Annotated in this window: 15 protein-coding genes; 9 read left to right on the top strand and 6 right to left on the bottom strand. The window is 37.4% G+C overall.

The features are described 5' to 3' along the window. Positions 1-1,087 precede the first annotated feature (1,087 nt). The 4 genes from J6836_RS08005 (at position 1,088) to J6836_RS07990 (ending at position 6,009) form a co-directional block, all read left to right on the top strand. Positions 1,088-1,711: a fimbrial protein gene (locus J6836_RS08005; protein ID WP_219248313.1), complete on the top strand. Its 624-nt coding sequence runs from the start codon at positions 1,088-1,090 to the stop codon at positions 1,709-1,711. 114 nt (positions 1,712-1,825) lie between these two features. Next, positions 1,826-2,527 (top strand): fimbrial biogenesis chaperone, encoded by a 702-nt coding sequence (locus J6836_RS08000; protein WP_219248311.1) that lies wholly within the window; start codon positions 1,826-1,828, stop codon positions 2,525-2,527. Positions 2,528-2,536: 9 nt separating this feature from the next. Further along, positions 2,537-5,023 (top strand): fimbria/pilus outer membrane usher protein, encoded by a 2,487-nt coding sequence (locus tag J6836_RS07995; RefSeq protein ID WP_219249442.1) that lies wholly within the window; start codon positions 2,537-2,539, stop codon positions 5,021-5,023. Continuing rightward, the gene (locus J6836_RS07990) at positions 5,014-6,009 is read left to right on the top strand and encodes a fimbrial protein (protein ID WP_219248309.1); all 996 of its coding nucleotides are present in this window, start codon (positions 5,014-5,016) and stop codon (positions 6,007-6,009) included. The genes J6836_RS07995 and J6836_RS07990 overlap by 10 nt, the downstream gene beginning before the upstream one ends. A gap of 199 nt (positions 6,010-6,208) precedes the next feature. Here the strand turns inward: J6836_RS07990 and J6836_RS07985 are convergent, their stop codons facing one another. After that, on the bottom strand, positions 6,209-6,520 hold the full coding sequence (locus J6836_RS07985) for a helix-turn-helix domain-containing protein (RefSeq protein ID WP_219248307.1): 312 nt from the start codon (positions 6,518-6,520) through the stop codon (positions 6,209-6,211). 495 nt (positions 6,521-7,015) lie between these two features. Next, positions 7,016-7,615 carry a DJ-1/PfpI family protein gene (locus J6836_RS07980; RefSeq protein ID WP_219248305.1) on the bottom strand — a complete coding sequence of 200 codons (600 nt, stop codon included), beginning with the start codon at positions 7,613-7,615 and terminating at the stop codon, positions 7,016-7,018. A 179-nt stretch (positions 7,616-7,794) separates the two neighbouring features. Here J6836_RS07980 and grxB point away from each other — a divergent pair, with 179 nt between their 5' ends. Further along, positions 7,795-8,433 (top strand): glutaredoxin 2, encoded by a 639-nt coding sequence (gene grxB / locus J6836_RS07975; RefSeq protein WP_219248303.1) that lies wholly within the window; start codon positions 7,795-7,797, stop codon positions 8,431-8,433. 82 nt (positions 8,434-8,515) lie between these two features. Here the strand turns inward: grxB and J6836_RS23150 are convergent, their stop codons facing one another. Further along, the gene (locus tag J6836_RS23150) at positions 8,516-8,953 is read right to left on the bottom strand and encodes an META domain-containing protein (protein WP_219248301.1); all 438 of its coding nucleotides are present in this window, start codon (positions 8,951-8,953) and stop codon (positions 8,516-8,518) included. A 15-nt stretch (positions 8,954-8,968) separates the two neighbouring features. After that, positions 8,969-9,967: a 2-hydroxyacid dehydrogenase gene (locus J6836_RS07965; protein WP_219248299.1), complete on the bottom strand. Its 999-nt coding sequence runs from the start codon at positions 9,965-9,967 to the stop codon at positions 8,969-8,971. A gap of 232 nt (positions 9,968-10,199) precedes the next feature. Here J6836_RS07965 and J6836_RS07960 point away from each other — a divergent pair, with 232 nt between their 5' ends. From J6836_RS07960 to J6836_RS07950, 3 genes are read left to right on the top strand one after another with little or no spacing between them, the layout of a single operon-like run. Next, a complete protein-coding gene (locus tag J6836_RS07960; RefSeq protein ID WP_219248298.1) occupies positions 10,200-12,800 on the top strand; it encodes a YdbH family protein in 2,601 nt (866 codons plus the stop codon). Further along, complete coding sequence (locus J6836_RS07955; RefSeq protein ID WP_219248296.1) at positions 12,797-13,024, top strand: YnbE family lipoprotein; 228 nt, start codon at positions 12,797-12,799, stop codon at positions 13,022-13,024. Before J6836_RS07960 ends, J6836_RS07955 begins: the two co-directional genes overlap by 4 nt. Next, positions 13,021-13,350, top strand: coding sequence for a YdbL family protein (locus tag J6836_RS07950; RefSeq protein WP_219248294.1), 330 nt, complete (start codon positions 13,021-13,023; stop codon positions 13,348-13,350). The genes J6836_RS07955 and J6836_RS07950 overlap by 4 nt, the downstream gene beginning before the upstream one ends. 64 nt (positions 13,351-13,414) lie before the next feature. On the opposite strand, the gene J6836_RS07945 is transcribed toward J6836_RS07950, so the two are convergent. Continuing rightward, positions 13,415-14,014, bottom strand: coding sequence for an FMN-dependent NADH-azoreductase (locus J6836_RS07945; protein WP_219248292.1), 600 nt, complete (start codon positions 14,012-14,014; stop codon positions 13,415-13,417). 214 nt (positions 14,015-14,228) lie between these two features. Between J6836_RS07945 and hrpA the strand changes: the two genes are divergently transcribed. Continuing rightward, positions 14,229-18,128 carry an ATP-dependent RNA helicase HrpA gene (gene hrpA, locus J6836_RS07940; RefSeq protein ID WP_219248290.1) on the top strand — a complete coding sequence of 1,300 codons (3,900 nt, stop codon included), beginning with the start codon at positions 14,229-14,231 and terminating at the stop codon, positions 18,126-18,128. Positions 18,129-18,413: 285 nt separating this feature from the next. Here hrpA and J6836_RS07935 read toward each other — a convergent pair whose 3' ends face one another. Continuing rightward, positions 18,414-19,754 carry a basic amino acid/polyamine antiporter gene (locus tag J6836_RS07935; protein WP_428846743.1) on the bottom strand — a complete coding sequence of 447 codons (1,341 nt, stop codon included), beginning with the start codon at positions 19,752-19,754 and terminating at the stop codon, positions 18,414-18,416. Positions 19,755-19,834: the final 80 nt, after the last annotated feature.

Below are 19,834 nucleotides of genomic sequence, written 5' to 3'. Positions count from 1 at the left end.
ATATTCTTAATGCTAAAAATGAAGGTCACTATCCTAACTTTTCGTGTTGTTCGTTTTAAGAAATCATGATGATTTTCATATGGTTATAAAATGTGAAAATTGATGTGGAACAGTTTGTTTTTCATGCAAATTGACTGGGTTTTTTATTCTATATCAAAAACAATGATAATTTTTTTTTACATTGCCTCCATTGCTGATGTTCCTATTTTGATATTTTAGTTGTTTGTGCTGTTAAATGAATAAAGAATTTTATTGCGATTTTATTGTTATTTTCCCAATTACTTTTTTTCCAACATCCTTTTATATGTTTTTATTTGGATTTAATCAGATTTAAACCATTCCTTAACAATAATTCCATTGTTATTCTTTCAAGAAAAGCTAATTATTGATATAAATATCTTAGTATACTCTCTGTGTGTGTTTTTGAGGGGGTAAACATAATAATTCGCTATTATTATTTCTTTACTAGCTAAAAACTGACTCATTATTTGTACGAAAATTCATTAATAATGTTTATATATTGTGGTTTTTTCACTATTCAAAAAGTGATGTGTTAAATTGATATTTTGCGACAAAAAGTATCTAAATGTAAGCTAAATGCCACTTTTACTCATAAGAACCAAAAAAACATGTTTTATTAAAATTCTAATAATCAAATATTTTTTATATAAAACGCCATTAAATTGCGATAAATCACTTTTATATCTAAAAATTGAACTTTTTACGTGTAAATCAGCGAAAATAACACATTAGATAACTCAATCAATAGATCATTTTCAATAGTTATCACCTATCAAATAATTTAATATGCGATGATAAAAACGATTTAATAAAATTTAAGTTATTATGTATCCTCTCTTCGAAATCATATAGAGCATATGATTATTGATTCTAAGTAGGACTCATTAAGAAACATCTTTATTTGTATTAATACAGAAGGTTTCAAAATGAAACATAAACCTTATCATTCGTATATTCATTATACGATAGGTCTTTTGTTTTCATTTTTTCCACTAAATAAAACAAAAACTTAATGAATTCTAGTTCTGTAAGCGTAAGAATAAAAATCTCATATTAGGAAATGAAAATGAAGAAAATACTACTGACTGCTGTTGCAACTACAATTATCGGTTTATCAACAGCTAATGCAGCTGGCTTAAACGTTGGCGGCGGCCAAGTTAACTTCCACGGTAAAGTAACTGACGTTTCTTGTACTGTTTCTGTTGACGGTCAAGGTAGCGATGCTAGCGTTTACTTAGCACCAGTTTCATTAACTGAAGTTCGTGCTGGTGGTGCAGATGCACTTCTGAAAGCAAAACCATTTGTTATTGATGTAACTAATTGTATTGCTGCAGATGTGAAAGATCCTAAAGGCACAGGCACTGCAATCGATAAAACGTTATTAAATGTTAACTGGACTGGCGGTAATTTACTGCAAGGCGCATCTGTTAAATCAGAAGGCTACTTAGCAAATACTGAAACTACTGGCGCTAGCAACATCCAATTAGCACTTTCAACGTCTGATAAAGCAGATTTATCAGACAAAATCATCCCTGGTAACCCAGCACAGAAAAAAGTTGTTGGTGATGTAGCGAAAGTTGAAAACGGTGCTCGTTTCCAATATTACGTTGGTTATGCAACTTCTACACCTACAGCTGTAACTACAGGTGAAGTTAAAAGTTATGCAACTTACGAAATCACTTATCAATAAGAGATCCGTAAGTTAATTATTTACTAGTGTTATACCTATGACATTATTTAAATATTAAGTAAATATTACTTTAATAAGCGGTGGGTATGCTGCCGCTTTTATTTTGAGGTTTAAATGAAAGCAATAGTATTTATATTCTGCTTCATTTTCAGTATGCATTCATTTGCTAATAATATTATCGTTAATGGCACACGGTTTATTTACCCTGGAAATGAAAAAGAAATTACCGTGCAATTAAACAACACCGCGGATCGTCCTGCAATTGCACAAGCATGGCTTGATACCGGTGATGCTTCAGAAACGCCAGACACGATAAAAACACCTTTTCAAATTACACCGCCAATTTCACGTGTAGAGGCCAAAGGTGGTCAAACATTACGAATCAAATTAATGGATAAAGGAAGTATTCCTCAGGATAGAGAAAGTCTATGGTGGTTAAATATTTTAGACATTCCTCCTGTAGCCAAAGGCAAGGATGGAGATAATCAGAATGTATTACAATTAGCGATCCGCTCTCGTTTTAAATTCTTTTATCGTCCAACTGGGCTAGGTAGCCGTGAATTAGCACCAGAACAACTTGTTATTAAATCTAGTGGAAAAAATATTATTATCGATAATCCAACCCCTTACTATATTACGGTTACAAAGATTTCAACAGATGGTGAATCTGGCTTAAATGATAAAACCGTTTTATTAGAACCAAAAAGTCAGACTACGGTTGAGTTAATACAAGCCGTAAGATCAGGAAGTAATATCGTAATAAATAATATTAATGATTATGGTTCAGATATTGCGGTGAAAACCACCGTTAAATAGGAATATATGATGAAACAGCGAGAGTTAATAAATAAATATAGCAATACGCTCTCTGTGACCTGCTTTGTTACTGCATGCATGGTACCTACATTTTATGCATGGGGTGAAGAAGATACAGCCTATGAGTTTAATAGTGGTTTTATTATAGGTAGTAAAGAAGAAGTTGACCTAGCACGTTTCAATTCTTCAGGGATCAGCCCTGGAAAATATTCAGTTGATGTTTACACAAATAACAACTGGAAAGGGCGTTATGACCTTAGTTTTGAGGAGCAGAAAGATGGTCAACTGGCAGTATGCTACACGCCAGCAATGCTTTCAGACTTTGGTATTAATATTGAAAAACTGAATCCGACAGTTAGCAAAGAGAGTGATAGCTGCTTACCTTTAAAAGATTGGAATAATGGAAAAGATGTAGTGGATACATTTCACTCATCGACATTACGTTTAGATATTTCTGTTCCACAAATTTATGAACAGCGTATTTCTCGTGGATATGTTGCCCCTCAGTTTTGGGAAACAGGGATCCCGGCATTGAATATAGGCTATATGGCTAACTATTATGATAATCATACTAGTGGCTCTATGGGAAATGATAACGCAAGTGCGTATCTTGGATTAAACACGGGCCTAAGCTATGACGGTTGGTTACTTAAACATATTGGTAATCTTAATTGGCAGCGCCATGAAGGTACGAATTGGAATAGTAATCAGACCTACCTGCAGAAGCCTATTGCAGGGTTAAAATCAAAAGCAACCGCAGGCCAGTTTTATACAGATGGCGATCTATTCGATAGTATCAGCTTACGCGGTGCAAAGCTGGCGACAGATGACAATATGTATCCTGATGGGATGTCAACATATGCACCTGAGATCAGAGGTATAGCGCAAAGTAATGCTTTAGTCACGGTTAGGCAAAATGATTCTATTATTTACCAAACAACCGTCTCTCCTGGTCCTTTTAGTTTAACGGATGTTTATCCATCAGGTTATGGAAATGACTTGGTTGTAACAGTAAAAGAAGCGGATGGTCATGAAACGACTTTCAGTGTGCCATATTCATCGTTAGCACAATTATTACGTCCAGGTTTTACCCGTTACCAAGTTGCTGGTGGTAAAGCGGATGCCGATGGTTTGAGAAATCGTCCTTTTATTATGCAAGGTGCTATTCAGCATGGTTTGAATAATACCTTTACACTTTATAGTGGTGTGACTGCATTTGATGATTATCAAGCTTATTTAGTTGGTACAGGTATCAATACTGGATTCGGTGCAGTTGCTGTGGACTTAACACAATCAAGAACAGCATTTAAGTATAAAACTGAGAATGGGCAAAGTTACCGTTTGACATTTAGCCGTTTATTTACACAAACAGATACGAACTTAGTGTTGGCTGCTTATCGGTATTCAACAAAAGATTATTACAATGTTAATAATGCATTGTATGCAATAGACAATGATAAACGTGGTATTGAAAATACACTGGGTCGTGAGAAAAATGGGTTTAGCTACACAATAAATCAAAACTTATCTGAAGGGTATGGTGGTATTTATTTTACTGGACGTATTTCTAATTACTGGGATAAATCAGGGACTGAAGAGCAGTATCAACTGAGTTATAACAATAGTTATGACCGACTTTCATATGGTATAGCACTGATGAGAGTTTATGCAGATAATACTAAAAATAATAAAAAAGATGATCGTATAAGTTTGAATCTGAGTTATCCCTTGTACTTTGGCGAAAGCCAGAGCGCAACACTGACCTCAAATACAATATTTAATAACGAAAAATTCGGTTCAACTCAAATTGGTGCGAGTGGCGCATTTGATAAAGAGAATAACTGGACTTACGGTGTTAATACTTCAGTTGCAAATGGTGGTGAGAAAAATATTGGTTTGAATACGGGATACCGTTCTTCGCTAGTAAATACCAGTGCTAACTATAGCCAAGGCCAGGGATACCGCCAGTTTGGACTGGGCGCTAATGGTTCTATGGTGGTGCACTCAGGCGGTGTGACATTGACACCGAATAGTTCAACGACATTAGCGTTAATTGAAGCTAAAGGTGCTGAAGGTGCATCCATTATGGGCGCACCAGGAACACGCATAGACAGTAATGGTTATGCTATTGCACCTTATGTAAGAGCTTATCGTATTAATAATGTGGAAATTGACCCTAAAGGGAGTCCAGAGGACATTGTTTTCGAGAATACAGCGATTCAAGTTGTGCCTTATGAAGGTAGCGTAATTAAAGTTAAATTTGGTACTAAAGTAGAAAAAAACATTGCATTTAATGTTATACGCCCTGACAACAGACCATTACCGTTCGGCGCTACAGTGACTAATAAAGATGACGAGCCAATTGGTATTGTTGGTCAAGGGGGAACAGTCTTTATTAGTAGTGAAACAGCAAGAGAAGCATTTATTAAATGGGAAAAAGGTCAATGTTCATTCTCTTTAGAAACAATAAATAATAAGGAAATTCTATGTCAATAAATAATAAATATCGTTGTTATATAGGATTCATCTTGCTATTTACTACTAGCTACGCGGTCGCTGGCTCTTGCACTCGAACTAGTGAACCAGCTTACCGAGTCGAAATGAAAATGGGGACAGTGGTTGTAGATCCAGATTTACCCGTTGGATCCATCATTAAGAAGCAAGATTTTGGGATGCAGACGAACGCAACGTACATAAGATGTACTGGTAATGTTCAAATAGATGCTGATGTTATTTTCCCAGGTTTAACCCCGATAGGTGGTAAAGTTTACCAGACAAATGTTCAAGGAATTGGTTTAAAATTTCATCGAGAGTCTGGTCCATATACAATGACGTATCCCGATTTCTTACCATTAAATGCGGGATTTGGAACAAACTATACACTTAATAATTCAGTATTCACATTAAGTATTATTAAAACAGCGGAAGTTACGGGTTCTGGTGTATTAGCAAGCGGTGATTACACAACATATGGTTATAAAAGTAATCATAATCCATATTTAGTAAGCTACTTGGATGCGAATGCAATTACAATTGTCTCACCATCCTGTCGGGTGGATGGCGAGAGAAACCAACAGGTTTATCTAGATCCTATTAAACGTACACAACTGACAGGGGTAGGGGCTACAGCAGGCGAAAAGGATTTTGATATAAAGTTGATATGTAGTGGAGGTGTAAGCCAATCCGGTTTTGCGAATATAAAAATGACATTTAGTGGTAATGAATACAAGACATTAGATAAGGGCGTATTAGAAAATACCAGCACGACAAATATTGCTCAAGGTATAGGTATTCAAGTTCTAGATAAAAATAACGGCAAAAAACCTCTAGAATTTGAGAAAAAATATAACGTTGGTAGGTTAGTTAATAAAGGTGATTATATTTTTAATATGAAGTATTCTGCCCGTTATTATCAGTATGAGTCGAAAACATCAGCTGGTGAAGTTAATTCAAAAATGATATTTAATATCACTTATGATTAAGTTAATATAATTTCATTGAATTAATCATTAAAATGTGAAATTAGTGATTAATAGAATCTTATCAACGTAAAATTAGCATTGTAAAAAGCCAATCGTTATATAACGGTTGGCTTTTTATCTTAAATACATAAAAATAACATGGTACTTGTGGTATCCATGTTATTTTTATAGTCACTGAGTTTTCTAATGAAAATTTTTGTTAGGGTCGGTTTTTTGTTGGGGCAATAACGCTCTCAGCTGCATATTTTAACTCTTGATTGGCTTCATTAGATAGTTTATTTTTATTTAATGTTGCACTATTTGCATAACCGTGAAAAAACCATTCGATAGGGCAATCTAGTACTTCAGCAATATCAACTAAATGATTAATTGGTATTTTATTTATGCCATTCTCATAACGAGATATTTGCTGCTGACTTAAATTTAATTTATTAGCTAAATCAGCGCCAGAAAGACCAAGTTCTTTTCTCCGGTTTTTTATTTTTATACCGATGATACTATGAATGTCCATATGACATCCTCAATTTACATGAAAGGTTATTATTTGATAATTGTTGTTAATTTACACATAGGATTATATTAAAAAATAACATAATTTAAAAGTTTTAATATTCATAATTATGATAAAAATCCCTATTTATAATAAAATGGCTAAAACCATTATTTTTAGTGTGGGATATGCATTGACATTAAAACTGGGTCCTAAAGTTTAATTGTTAACATAATCAAGAAAAATAATAATATGAGTGATATTAAGTTATTATATTTATAAATTAAACTGGATGTTTCAACATGAAATCATCTTGAAGTAACCCATTAAAAACCAATGTGTTATAGGTGTTTTAAATAATTAAAATTGACTACCTTTTAAAATAGGTTAATGCTTGGATAATTCATTGTTAATAATCTGATCATTAATATCTAATCTAGATAATTAAATATTGATTATATTTATTGGCAATAACATAATTAATAAATGTTCGGTAAGGCTAAATATAAAAACATCTTATATGATGATTTTTGCAAAGGGATCGTTACTAGGGTCTTGATTCCATAAATATTCCATCCTTAATGCAATGTTTTTAGCTATTTCAACATCATAAAAGTCACTTATGATTTGTAGAGACATATCAATACCCGCACTAATGCCTGATGATGTATAAAACTTACCATCATGAACCCAACGCGCTGACGGTTGCCATAGAACAGATTGATTTAAGGAAGTCACCCAATCATAAGCAAGTTTATTCGTTGTTGCTTGTAACCCATCTAATAACGGAGTTTTTGCGAGTAGAGCTGCCCCCGTACAGACAGAAATAGCCGTATCAGCATATTCAAACTGCATTTTTACCCACTGAATATAATTCGTATCCATAGAAAGAGGGCGTGTACCTTGGCCTCCAGGGATTAAAATATGTTGGTAAGTAGGAACCGATACTGCGCGAGTATTGAGGGTCACACCTTGAGAGCTGGTCATCGCTGCGCCATTAGGTGAAATGAAATCTATCTGGCAGTGTTCTAGTCGGCCAAATACTTCAACAGGCCCCATCACATCAAGGGTTTCAAACTGATCGAACAGAATAATAGCAATATTATTTATCGGCATAGTGGGTGCTTTCTTGTGTTTAAAATGATTATTTTGCCATAACCTTATTTTTTCGATTGGGATTTTGTGCACTAAATACTAATGTACTTAAAAACAAAAAAATAATCACAAAATATATGTATTAACATATACTATTATTAAGGTTCTACGGGTGTTTATCACTATTCGTGAGGTGAAAAATGAAACTATATATTTATGACCACTGTCCATTTTGCGTTAGGGCAAGAATGATTTTTGGCTTAAAAAATATGGAAGTAGAGCAAATCGTTTTATTGGATAATGACTATGAAACGCCCATTAGAATGATTGGTAAGAAAATGCTGCCGATCTTAGAAAAAGATGATGGTAGCTATTTACCCGAAAGCTTAGATATCGTGCATTATATTGACCAACTAAGTGAAATAAAATACGCAGCAGGTGTTTTATCACCACAAATTGAAACTTGGTCTAAAGCCGTCTCTAGTGTTGTTTATAAATTGGTGACACCTCGTTTTGTCGAAACTGATTTTCCTGAAATAAGCACAAATGAAGCAAGAGCTGCATATATTGAGAGAACATCGAAATCCTATGGCGACCTTGCTGAGTTTCGAAAAGAAACGCATACATTACTGGTCGAGCTTGCTCCTCAACTGTCATTATTAGATGTCTGGCTAGAAAACCGTAACGAAACTATTGATATAAATGATTTTTATATCTTTCCTACATTACGTAGCTTGAGTATTGTTGCTGGACTAGCATTTAGTAGTAATATTCATAATTATATGGATAAAATGTCACATATAACAAAAGTAGGTTTGTTATTTGATAAGGCAAAGTAGAATCGAATGAATGCATGTCTATGAAAACCGCACTCATTTTAAGCTATATTAATGAGTACGGTTTTGTATCTAGAGTATTAGGTTAATTGATGTAATCACGTAGGGAATACACTAATTTATAATGGCCTTGAATTAAGACCAATTGGTTATTTTTTAAATTAATAGTCGCACCTTCTGTAAGCATACGCTTTAACATCGAATCCCATTTAGACAAATCTTCATCAACACATTCAAGTTCGGTTTTATTTAAGTTTTTAACGGTAATTTTGGCGTTATTAATATTGCCCAATCCATTAAAGTCATTGCACATTGATGCAGAAACAAACATCTTTTCGCCAAAAGCGATGTAAGGAACTGTTTGCTTCGCTTTAATGGGTTTACCATCAACCTCAGTTAAAACATAACGATGGTGAACTAAAGCATCTTGAATTGCTGTGTCATCGTTCTTCGCATCAACTTGATGTGTTTGGCAAGCTGCTAATAATAAGCCCAAAAGGGTCAGTGGAATTAAACGTTTCATCAATCCGATGCCCAATCAAGCACTAACAATATTCGGGCAGGCTTTGCCATGGCTAACCTGGTCGATGTTGCTAAGTGTTGTTTGACTAATACTGGTTAAAGCTTCTTCAGTTAAAAATGCTTGGTGACCTGTAAATAACACATTGTGGCAAGATGAAAGGCGACGGAATACGTCATCTTGAATCACATCATTAGATTTATCTTCAAAAAATAAATCACGTTCATTTTCATAGACATCCATACCAAGTGAACCAATTTTTTGTGATTTTAATGCGTTAATTGCGGCGACAGAATCAACCAAGGCTCCCCGACTAGTGTTGATGATCATAACCCCTTTTTTCATCTTGTTAAATGCACCTTCATCGAGTAAATGATGGTTTTCAGGCGTTAAGGGACAATGAAGGGAGATAACATCTGATTGTTCATATAAAGTATCTAAGTCGACATACTCTGCGCCAAGGTCTAAAACGGCCTGATTAGGGTAGGGATCGTGCGCAAGTAAGCGCATACCAAAACCTTTTAAAATCCGCAAAGTTGCTTGCCCGATTTTGCCTGTTCCTATGATCCCTGCGGTACGATTATGCATGTTAAAGCCCGTTAAACCCTCGAGTGAAAAGTTTGCATCTCGGGTTCGTTGGTAAGCTCGGTGGATACGGCGGTTTAGGCATAACATCATTCCTACAGCATGTTCAGCAACCGCTTCTGGTGAATAAGCAGGAACACGAACAACGTGAATTCCAAGCTCTTTTGCGGCATCAAGATCAACATTGTTAAATCCAGCACAGCGCAAAGCTAAAATACGAATATTTAAAGCAGCAAGTTCTTCTAAAACATCACGATTCGCTTCATCATTGACAAAAATACAAACCGCATCTGCTCCTACGGCATTTTTGGCAGTTTGAACAGTTAATGGAAAATCAAAGTACTCAATACTAAAATTAAATTCTGAGCCTTGATTAACTTGCTCCATGTGCTTGCGGTCATACTGTTTGGTACTATAAGAAACAATTTTCATCGAAGAGACTCCAATTTTTAGGAACCAATAAAAATAGTAGGTAAAATGGTGTACCTACAAAAGATAAACTCAGAATAAGGCAATTAAGTTTGTAAATCACCTAGAAATTAAGAAAATAGGTATCTGCTTACGCCTGAATATGGTTTATGCTTTTTAGACAACGGGTTAATGTAAAAATTGAATTAAAATTCAACAATAATGATACAGAGCTAATCGAACAAGGATGCAGTTGATGCAGGTATTTAAAAGAGCAGGTAAAATTTTACTCTGGTTTTTCGGAGGAAGTGCTGTTCTCTTAGCTATATTATGGATAACAATTGCTCGCTGGCTACCTGTCGTAGCTTCTCACTATTTACCAAAACCACTCCAGTTATCTTTCTCAGACCCACGAATTACTGAAGGGCAATTGCATCTATCTGAACTCAGTTTAACCGCAAAGAATTGCAAACTTGTTGAGTTAAGTGATGCGCGTCTTTCCATTTTCCCACTTCATTTGAACATTGATAATGCGAATGTCTCTACTGAATGTGTGAGCGCACTTGAAACGGATCAAGATAATTCAAGTGAACCACTGAATATTGCTGAATTGATAGACAATATCCCGCTATTTTCGTTGGTGATAAAGAATATAAATATTCAACCATGGAATGCCTATCAGGGAAGTATTTGGTTGCGTCATACTGAAAAAAACACACCGCTACAGTTTGATTTTATAGGGGATAACTTAAGATTATCTTCGTTTATTACTAGCGATAAGCAGTTAGCCGTCAGCGAGTTTTCTGCGTATTTACCAGAACAACAGCAAACAATAACGTTATCAGGTGAAATCCAGCTCCCTATAGTTTCAAGCCAACTTCCACAAAATGGTGAGTTAACGGCATATTTCAAATTATTAGAATCAGAAAAGCATTTGCAAGCCAAACTTGAATGGATTGACGAAAATGGAACCTTAATTGTCACAGATACAGCTAAGCAAAAAGAGTTGCTTAACCTGCCTTGGGCATTATCTGCATCAATGTTTACCGTTTCACAGGGGCAGTGGCAATGGGAAGATGCGGGGATCCCGGTTGAAGGTGGTGTCAGCTTTCAAATTGAAAATTGGAATCAACCATTAGGGAATATGGTTTTTTCTGGTCGCTTGAATATGTTAACCCAAGCGAAGAAAGGTAAAGGAAATATCGTTTTAACACTACCAGAAACGCATCTCGACTTATTAAATACAGATGTCAATTTTAAGTTAAATGGGCAAGTTAAATATGACGATATGGTACTTGATATTAACTTGCCAGCAAAAATCTCAGGGCAATTAATATCGCCTAAAGTTTCTTTTTTATCTGGCTCATTATTGAGAGCTTATGGACGAGCGTCGTCAACAGTCTTGTTAAAAGAAATCCGGTTGCCTTTAGCGGGAACGTCATTAAGCGAAGAGGGAATATCTGGCAGGTTGCAAGCAATATTAAAAGTACAGGAGCAGTACTGGGGGGACTTTGATATTCACCTTGATGGTAAAGCCAATAAATTCACCTTAGATAATGGTAAATGGTTTTGGAATTACTGGGGAAATGCCAAGCTACCTGCGTTAGACGCTCGTTGGGATGTTAAGGGCAATGGCAGCTGGCAAGACACATTAATTACTTTAAATAACCTGACAACAGGCTTTGACCAAATTAAATATGGTTTGTTATCGATGAGTGCCCCGCGGCTAAAGCTCACAAAGCCATTACAGTGGCAAAGAGATAGGACAAAAGCCAGCTTTAATGGTGCATTGCAGTTAACGAGTAATCGAATGCAGTTTGGCGCTGAAAGCTATTTACCTAAAATAACAGTAAATGCGGATATTAAAGGGAAGTCACCTGCTGAATTTCAATTAAAAGGTGATTTAAGCACACAAAATGTGGGGCCTATTGTTATTTTTGGGCGTTGGGATGGTGAGCGGCTTAGGGGGGAAGCTCGTTGGCCCGAACAGTCAGTTACAGCTTTCCAAACGTTAATACCTGCTGATCTAGGGCTCGAATTAAAACAAGGCAAACTATTCTCACAGGCGGCATTTTCAATTACCCCAGAAGATGGGTTTATCGCCGGTGGGCACTGGCGTGTTGAAAATACCAGCCTTTGGCTAAAAGATGGTGAGCTAGCTGGTTTGAACTTTGTATTACCATGGCGTTTGAAACAAAGTATATGGACCTTTGGGGAAAAATCCCCCGTAGAGCTGCGAATTAAAAAACTCAATAATCTCTTTGAATTGACGGATATTAAAGCAGACTTAGTTGGAACCTACCCACCGACAGATGTGACACCACTGAAGCTAACGAATGTTGGATTTAAAATGTTGGGTGGTGATGTCTCTATGGACTTATTGCGTTGGCCGCAAACGGATGCATCAACGATACGCTTACATCAAATTGAACTGAGCCAATTATTTACCATACTGAAAGTGTCTCAATTCGCCGTTTCAGGCAAAGTAAATGGTGAACTTCCGTTTTATTTGAATAACCCAGAGTGGATTGTCAAACAAGGGTGGGTAGAGAACAGTGGTCCTTTGACATTACGATTAGATACACAATTTGTTGAATCTATTCAGAATGATAATATTTCAGCTGGCTCTGCCATTGGCTGGTTACAGTATTTGGAAATAAAACGTAGCCGTACTGATGTGAATATTACCAATTTAGGGCAACTGACGATGAAAACGATTTTGGAAGGATTCAATGCCCAAGAAAAGAAAAAACGCGAAGTGCATTTAAACTATCAACATGAAGAAAATATCTTTCAGTTGTGGCGTAGTTTACGATTTGGTAGTTCTTTAGAAGAATGGCTAGAAAAGAACCTATGAAGGTTCTAAGGAATAACGTGGGTACATTAAAAGCAAGCGCAGTGATCATCATGGCCTTTTTATTAGTGGCGTGTTTACGGGTGGAAGTCGCTACTCCCGATAAGCCAATTAATATTAATATGAATGTGAAAATAGAGCATGAAATACAAATAAAAGCCGATAGGCAAGTTGAAGAGTTACTCAAAGAGAACAGTGATTTATTCGGGGAGGTCAGTGATAAATGAACCGAATAATAAAAGCATTAGCCTTGTGTTCATTATTAAGTGTATTTTCTGCATTTGCACTTACGGTGGATGAAGCAAAAGAAAAGGGTGTTTTAGGTGAAACACTATCTGGGTATTTAGCAGTGGTAAAAACAGATAATACTGATGCAGTGAAATTGGCAGAAAAAATTAACGGTGAACGCGAAAAGAAATACAGCGAAATTGCATCTAAAAATAATCTTAAAACGAATGAAGTTGCTCGTATTGCAGGGCAAAAATTAGTTGAGAGAGCAGGCTCAGGGGAATATGTTAGGGGTATTAATGGCCAATGGCTTAAGAAAAAATAAAAATGCGCACTAAGAAAGTGCGCAAAGTATAACAAAGGTAGTTTAGGTTGTTTTGATGATTGATTTAGATAACAAGGTCATTAATGTGTTGTTGAGCGTGCTGATGGGCTTTTTCGACTGAATCAGTGCCTAAAGCTGTACCTTCAGCAAAAATAAACTCAACATCTTTAATGCCCAGAAAATTTAAAAATAAAGTCATGTAAGGCACCATGGTATCTGCTGGGGTATCTTTATAGATCCCACCACGGCTGGTTAAGACAAATGCACGTTTATTTTCCAGTAAACCAACAGAACCTTGTTCGGTATATTTAAATGTATGGCCAGATCTTGCAATAAAATCAAAGTAATGTTTTAAGTGTGATGGAATCGTAAAGTTGTACATTGGCGCAGCAATGACAATGACATCGTGTGCTTTTATTTCATCAATTAATGTATTAGACAGGTCCAAATGTGCTTGTTGTTGCTCAGTTTTCGTGTCACTAGGGCCAAAAGCTGCTAAAATTTCACCATCAATGGCTGGGATTGGCTCATTGACGAGATCTCGAACAGTCACTGTGTCCTCAGGGTTCTTTTCTTGCCATTGTTGAATAAAGTAATCGGCCATTTTATTGCTTTGAGAGTAGTCTGCCAGAATACTTGATTTCAATAGTAATACGTTACTCATTATGGTCCTTAAATTTATTGATATTGCTTTACGTATAATCATACGTGATACATAACTGATTGATAGAAAGAAAATTAGACTGCCTTCTTCAAAAAAACTGATGGTATTATTTATGTAATAACAACAACTAAAAACTAAAACGAAATATTGTTGCTAAACGACGAAGTAAAAGGCCGTCGTGTATTATAATTGATTAAAAATAAGGGTTTAAAGCGTGAAATCCATACTGACGGCATTAGATGCTGAAATAGGACAAACTTCACTGCGTGATCAGTGGTTATTGAGAAAAAGAATTCATGGTATTGCAAAAATTCGTGATGAAAAATCGCGTAGCGCTGTACTGGATGTTATTAAAGTAGATATCGAATCGGCAAAACAAAAAGTTGCGGTTAAAAAACTGAACCCACCTAAAATCGTTTATCCAGATAATCTCCCTGTTAGCCAAAAGAAAGATGCCATATTAGAAGCAATTAAAAAGCATCAAGTGGTAATTATTGCGGGTGAAACAGGGTCAGGGAAAACAACTCAAATCCCGAAAATTTGCCTCGAACTTGGCCGTGGTATCCAAGGTTTTATTGGTCATACACAGCCGAGACGATTGGCTGCGCGCTCAGTTGCGACGCGTCTTGCACACGAGTTAGAGTGCGAACTTGGTACAAATGTGGGTTATAAGGTGCGTTTTAGCGATCAAGTTAGCGAAACAACTCAAGTCAAACTCATGACCGACGGGATTTTGCTGGCGGAATTGCAAAATGACAAATTGCTCCTGCAATATGACACCATTATTATCGATGAGGCTCATGAAAGAAGTTTAAATATTGATTTCATCCTAGGTTACCTTCGCCAGTTATTGCCAAGACGGCCTGATTTAAAAGTTATCATTACTTCTGCAACCATTGATCCTGAACGTTTTTCTAAACACTTTAACCATGCGCCTATTGTTGAGGTTTCTGGGCGTACTTACCCAGTTGAAGTACGTTATCGACCAATCATGGGTGATGATAACGATAGTGAACGTGACCAAATTGATGGGATCATTGATGCAGTTAATGAGCTATCTATTGAAGGTAATGGCGATATTTTGATTTTTATGAGCGGTGAACGGGAAATTCGTGACACTGCAGATGCACTCTCCAAATTGTCATTACGCCATACTGAAATACTGCCTTTATTTGCCAGACTATCCAATAGCGAGCAGAACCGAATTTTCCACCCTCATGGTGGGCGCCGTATTATTTTATCGACTAACGTTGCAGAAACATCACTCACTGTTCCGGGTATCAAATATGTTATTGATACTGGCTATGCGCGAATTAGTCGTTATAGCTATCGAACCAAAGTTCAACGTTTACCGGTTGAAGCCATTTCACAGGCTTCAGCAAATCAGCGAAAAGGGCGTTGTGGACGTGTCTCGGACGGTATTTGTATCCGGTTATATTCAGAGGAAGACTTCCTTTCACGCTCTGAATTTACCGATCCTGAAATTCTAAGAACCAATTTAGCTTCTGTTATTTTGCAAATGACCTCGATAGGATTGGGGGATATTGCCGCATTTCCATTTGTTGAAGCGCCAGATAAGCGCAATATTCAAGATGGGGTGAAGTTGCTCGAAGAACTTGGTGGCATTAAACCACATAAACAAGTAGATAAAGGTTATCAACTCACAGATACAGGTCGACAATTAGCACAGTTACCTGTCGACCCCCGCTTGGCGCGTATGGTGATTGAGGCAAGAAAATACGGTGCAGTGCGCGAAACGATGGTTATTGTATCGGCGCTATCGATTCAAGACCCAAGAGAACGGCCATTAGATAAGCAGCAGGCTTCTGATGAGAAACACCGGCGCTTTCATGATAAGCAATCGGATTTTATGGCGTTTTTGAACCTTTGGGATTATCTCAAAGAGCAACAAACACAGCTTTCGAATGCGCAATTTCGCAAAATGTGCCGTCAAGATTTTCTAAATTACTTACGCATCCGTGAGTGGCAAGATCTTTATACTCAGCTTCGCCAAGTGGTGAAAGAGCAAGGTTTTGCAATTAATAGCGCTGAAGCTGATTTTCGTAGTATTCACGTTTCGTTATTGTCAGGCTTGCTCTCGCACATTGGGCAAAAAGATGCAGATAAACATGAGTTTACAGGGGTAAGGAATGCGCGTTTTACTATCTTCCCGGGCTCAGGTTTGTTTAAAAAGCCCCCTAAATGGACTATGGTTGCTGAACTGGTTGAAACATCAAAATTATGGGGGCGCATAGCGGCTTCTATTGATGTTGAGTGGATTGAACCACTCGCGGGTCATCTAACAAAACATAACTACAGTGAGCCACATTGGTCAAAATCGGAAGGCGCCGTGATGGCATCTGAAAAAGTGACGTTATATGGCTTGCCAATAGTCGCATCACGCCAAGTGAATTATGGCAATATTGACCCACTGCTGTGTCGTGAATTATTTATTCGCCATGCCTTAGTTGAAGGAGATTGGTCAACACGTCATGCATTCTTTAAAGAAAACCTGAAGTTACTATCAGAAGTTGAAGATTTAGAGCATAAATCTCGTCGCCGCGACATCCTTGTTGATGATGAAACCCTGTTTGCCTTTTATGACCAACGGATTCCAAACGATGTGATTTCATCCCGTCACTTTGATAACTGGTGGAAAACAGCGTCAAAACAGCAAGCTGATTTGCTGAATTTTGAAAAGAGTATGTTAATCAAGGAGGATGCAGGCAATGTTTCTGCGCTTGATTATCCGAATTATTGGTATCAAGGGGAACTGAAATTCCGCTTAAGTTACCAATTTGAACCAGGAACTGATGCCGATGGGGTGACGGTACATATTCCATTAGCAATTTTAAATCAGGTGCAAAATATTGGGTTTGATTGGCAGGTACCAGGTTTACGGCATGAGCTGATTGTCGCGCTAATAAAATCATTGCCTAAGCCTATCAGAAGGAACTTTGTCCCTGCGCCTAATTATGCATCAGCCTTTCTTGAGCGTGTATCTGAGCCTGAAGGAAATGTATTAGATAAACTGGAAAAAGAGCTGCGGCGGATGACGGGGGTTACGGTTGAGCGTGATGCGTGGCAACTTAACCAACTTCCTGTGCATTTAAAAATGACTTATCGCGTGATTGGAGAAAAAAATAAAACCATCGCGGAAGGGCAGGACCTTGATGTTTTGAAAAATAACTTAAAGGAAAAAGTACAAGAAACGCTTTCTGAAGTTGTTGACGATGGTATTGAGCAATCAGGCTTACACATCTGGAGTTTTGGTGAGCTGCCACAGCGCTATGAGCAAAAGCGGGGTGGTTATTCAGTGAAAGCCTATCCAGCGTTGGTTGATGAAAAAAACAGTGTGGGTATTCGGGTATTTGAAACAGAATTTGAGCAGCAACAGGCCATGTGGAGTGGTGTTCGTCGGTTATTATTGCTTAATATTCCTTCACCAATTAAATATTTACACGAAAAACTACCAAACAAATCTAAATTAGGTTTGTACTTTAATCCATATGGAAAAGTATTAGACCTCATTGATGATTGTATCGCTTGCGGTGTCGATCAACTGATTGCCAACTTTGGTGGTGCTGTATGGGATGAAGTACAATTCGAGAAACTTAAAGAGTTTGCCCGTGCTGAGTTAAATGATGTTGTCGTTAGTATTGCGAAGCAAGTTGAGCAAATCCTCAGTGCCGTATTTGCCATTAATAAGCGTTTAAAAGGGCGAGTTGATTTTTCCATGGCGTTAGCACTTTCTGATTTAAAAGCGCAAATGGGGAACTTAGTTTTTAAAGGCTTTGTTACTGCGCATGGCTGGAAGCGCTTACCTGATGTGCTGCGTTATTTAAATGGTATCGAACGCCGCCTTGAAAAATTGGCTATCGATCCAAACCGTGATCGCGCACAAATGAGTAAAGTTGAGCATGTACAAAACATGTGGCAACAATGGTTAGCCAAACTTTCACCCATTCAAAAAAATATGCCGGAAGTACAGGAAGTTCGCTGGATGATTGAAGAGTTACGCATAAGCTTATTTGCTCAACAATTAGGGACGCCATACCCAATTTCAGACAAACGTATCATTCAAACGATGGAAAGTTTGTCGCAAAAACTCTAGTATTTTTTGAAGTTAGATAAATAAAACCGCTTTGGGCTTAATAGCTTGAAGCGGTTTTATTATAGTTAATGGCATTAAATCGCCAATTTAGTTACAACATACTATGGTTTGGTAGAAATTATACGCATATGAGTCAATACAACAGTTATAGGTCACTAAGTGCAAATGGAAAATAGCGAGGGGGAATGGGTGGGAGATTTGAAGGAATAGAAGATTAGGATGGTATACGAGAGGTTTGTATTGAAAGGTGGTGAGTAAGGAGGGCTGAAACCCTCCTTTTACCTATCAAGCAACTAAATAATAAAGAGCAGGTAGTGCTGTGATCATAATAGCGAATGCCATGGTAGTCTCGATAACTTTTAATGGGGCTTTGTTAGACTGCTGCTGGCGTGCATAGAAAAAGACCAATATCCCCGGCGCATATAGTACAACAGACAACATGAGATTGATTAGCCCAGAGGCATATAACAACCATAGGCCATAACCACTTGCAATGAATCCAACCATTAATAAGGCTTTGCTGTGTCTTTCAAACGCAACTTTCATTAAGAATGCACCGACCAGGAAATATGGAACTAAAATCATCTCGGAGGCAATTGTTAACAATGTATTGTAATTGCTTCCGCTGAGCCAAATTAACACCAGTGACAGTTGTACAGCACCGTTTGTTAACCATAAAGATGAAGAAGGGGCATCATTTTTATTTAGCTTATTGAAGATTTTCGGGAAGGATTGATATTGCGCTGCGATATAAGGCACTTCAGCGGCCATAATAGTCCAACTCAGGTAGGCACCACAAACCGAGATAATTAACCCTGCGGCGATGATGATGTCACCGCTAGACCCTATCAAATTAACCATCAAAGTGGCCATTGATGGGTTTTTGATTTCAGCCAATTCGGCACGAGGCATAATACCTAGTGATAATAACGTGACAAGTATATAAATAATGAGGGCGGAGCTAACCGCAAATATGGTTGCTAATCCCACATCTCGACGGTTTCTGGCGCGAGCAGAAACGACAACTGCACCTTCAATACCAATAAATACCCAAAGGGTGATTAACATGGTGTCTTTAACTTGTTCCCAAACCGGCATTTTTAGCTCAATACCGCTAAAATCAGCATTAAAAACATCTATTTTAAATGCAAAAAAAGCCAAGACGATAAATAATCCAAGAGGGACTAATTTTGCCATGGTCGCTAATTTATTAATACCTGCGGCAGTTTGTACACCCCGTAGAACCAAATAATGAACAAACCATAACAGGATAGATTCACCAATCAATGCTTGCCATGTATTCCCATCACCAAAAATGATGTTATCAGGGGTATCAGTGAAAAAGCTGATCGCCGCAAAAACAATAACTAAGTAGGAGACGTTTGCCACAACAGCGCAGAGCCAGTACCCCCACGCAGAACAAAAACCAACAAGCTCACCGAAGCCAACTTTTGCATAGGTAAAAATTCCGCCATCCAAGTCAGGACGTATACGCGATAGCAGTAAAAGCGCAAAAGCAAGAAATAGGATACCAACGCCTGTAATAGACCAACCAATGATTAATGCGAGTGGGCTTGCCACTTCAGCCATATTCTGAGGAAGACTAAATACACCTGCACCTACCATTGAGCTAAGAACAAGGGCGGTTAATGCAGTAAGGCTTAACGTATTTTTCAAAGTAAATCCTGAATGTTTAGCAATCAAAA

The sequence above is a fragment of the Providencia sp. R33 genome, assembly GCF_019343475.1.
Classification (GTDB): domain Bacteria; phylum Pseudomonadota; class Gammaproteobacteria; order Enterobacterales; family Enterobacteriaceae; genus Providencia.
This window is presented reverse-complemented; position numbering and strand designations above follow the sequence as displayed.

Bases quoted from the DNA above. Each gene is read 5' to 3' on its own strand.
- J6836_RS08005 (WP_219248313.1), top strand. From the start codon at position 1,088: ATGAAGAAAATACTACTGACTGCTGTTGCAACTACAATTATCGGTTTA.
- J6836_RS08000 (WP_219248311.1), top strand. From the start codon at position 1,826: ATGAAAGCAATAGTATTTATATTCTGCTTCATTTTCAGTATGCATTCA.
- J6836_RS07995 (WP_219249442.1), top strand. From the start codon at position 2,537: ATGAAACAGCGAGAGTTAATAAATAAATATAGCAATACGCTCTCTGTG.
- J6836_RS07990 (WP_219248309.1), top strand. From the start codon at position 5,014: ATGTCAATAAATAATAAATATCGTTGTTATATAGGATTCATCTTGCTA.
- J6836_RS07985 (WP_219248307.1), bottom strand. From the start codon at position 6,520: ATGGACATTCATAGTATCATCGGTATAAAAATAAAAAACCGGAGAAAA.
- J6836_RS07980 (WP_219248305.1), bottom strand. From the start codon at position 7,615: ATGCCGATAAATAATATTGCTATTATTCTGTTCGATCAGTTTGAAACC.
- grxB (WP_219248303.1), top strand. From the start codon at position 7,795: ATGAAACTATATATTTATGACCACTGTCCATTTTGCGTTAGGGCAAGA.
- J6836_RS23150 (WP_219248301.1), bottom strand. From the start codon at position 8,953: ATGAAACGTTTAATTCCACTGACCCTTTTGGGCTTATTATTAGCAGCT.
- J6836_RS07965 (WP_219248299.1), bottom strand. From the start codon at position 9,967: ATGAAAATTGTTTCTTATAGTACCAAACAGTATGACCGCAAGCACATG.
- J6836_RS07960 (WP_219248298.1), top strand. From the start codon at position 10,200: ATGCAGGTATTTAAAAGAGCAGGTAAAATTTTACTCTGGTTTTTCGGA.
- J6836_RS07955 (WP_219248296.1), top strand. From the start codon at position 12,797: ATGAAGGTTCTAAGGAATAACGTGGGTACATTAAAAGCAAGCGCAGTG.
- J6836_RS07950 (WP_219248294.1), top strand. From the start codon at position 13,021: ATGAACCGAATAATAAAAGCATTAGCCTTGTGTTCATTATTAAGTGTA.
- J6836_RS07945 (WP_219248292.1), bottom strand. From the start codon at position 14,014: ATGAGTAACGTATTACTATTGAAATCAAGTATTCTGGCAGACTACTCT.
- J6836_RS07935 (WP_428846743.1), bottom strand. From the start codon at position 19,754: ATGGTAGGTGCAGGTGTATTTAGTCTTCCTCAGAATATGGCTGAAGTG.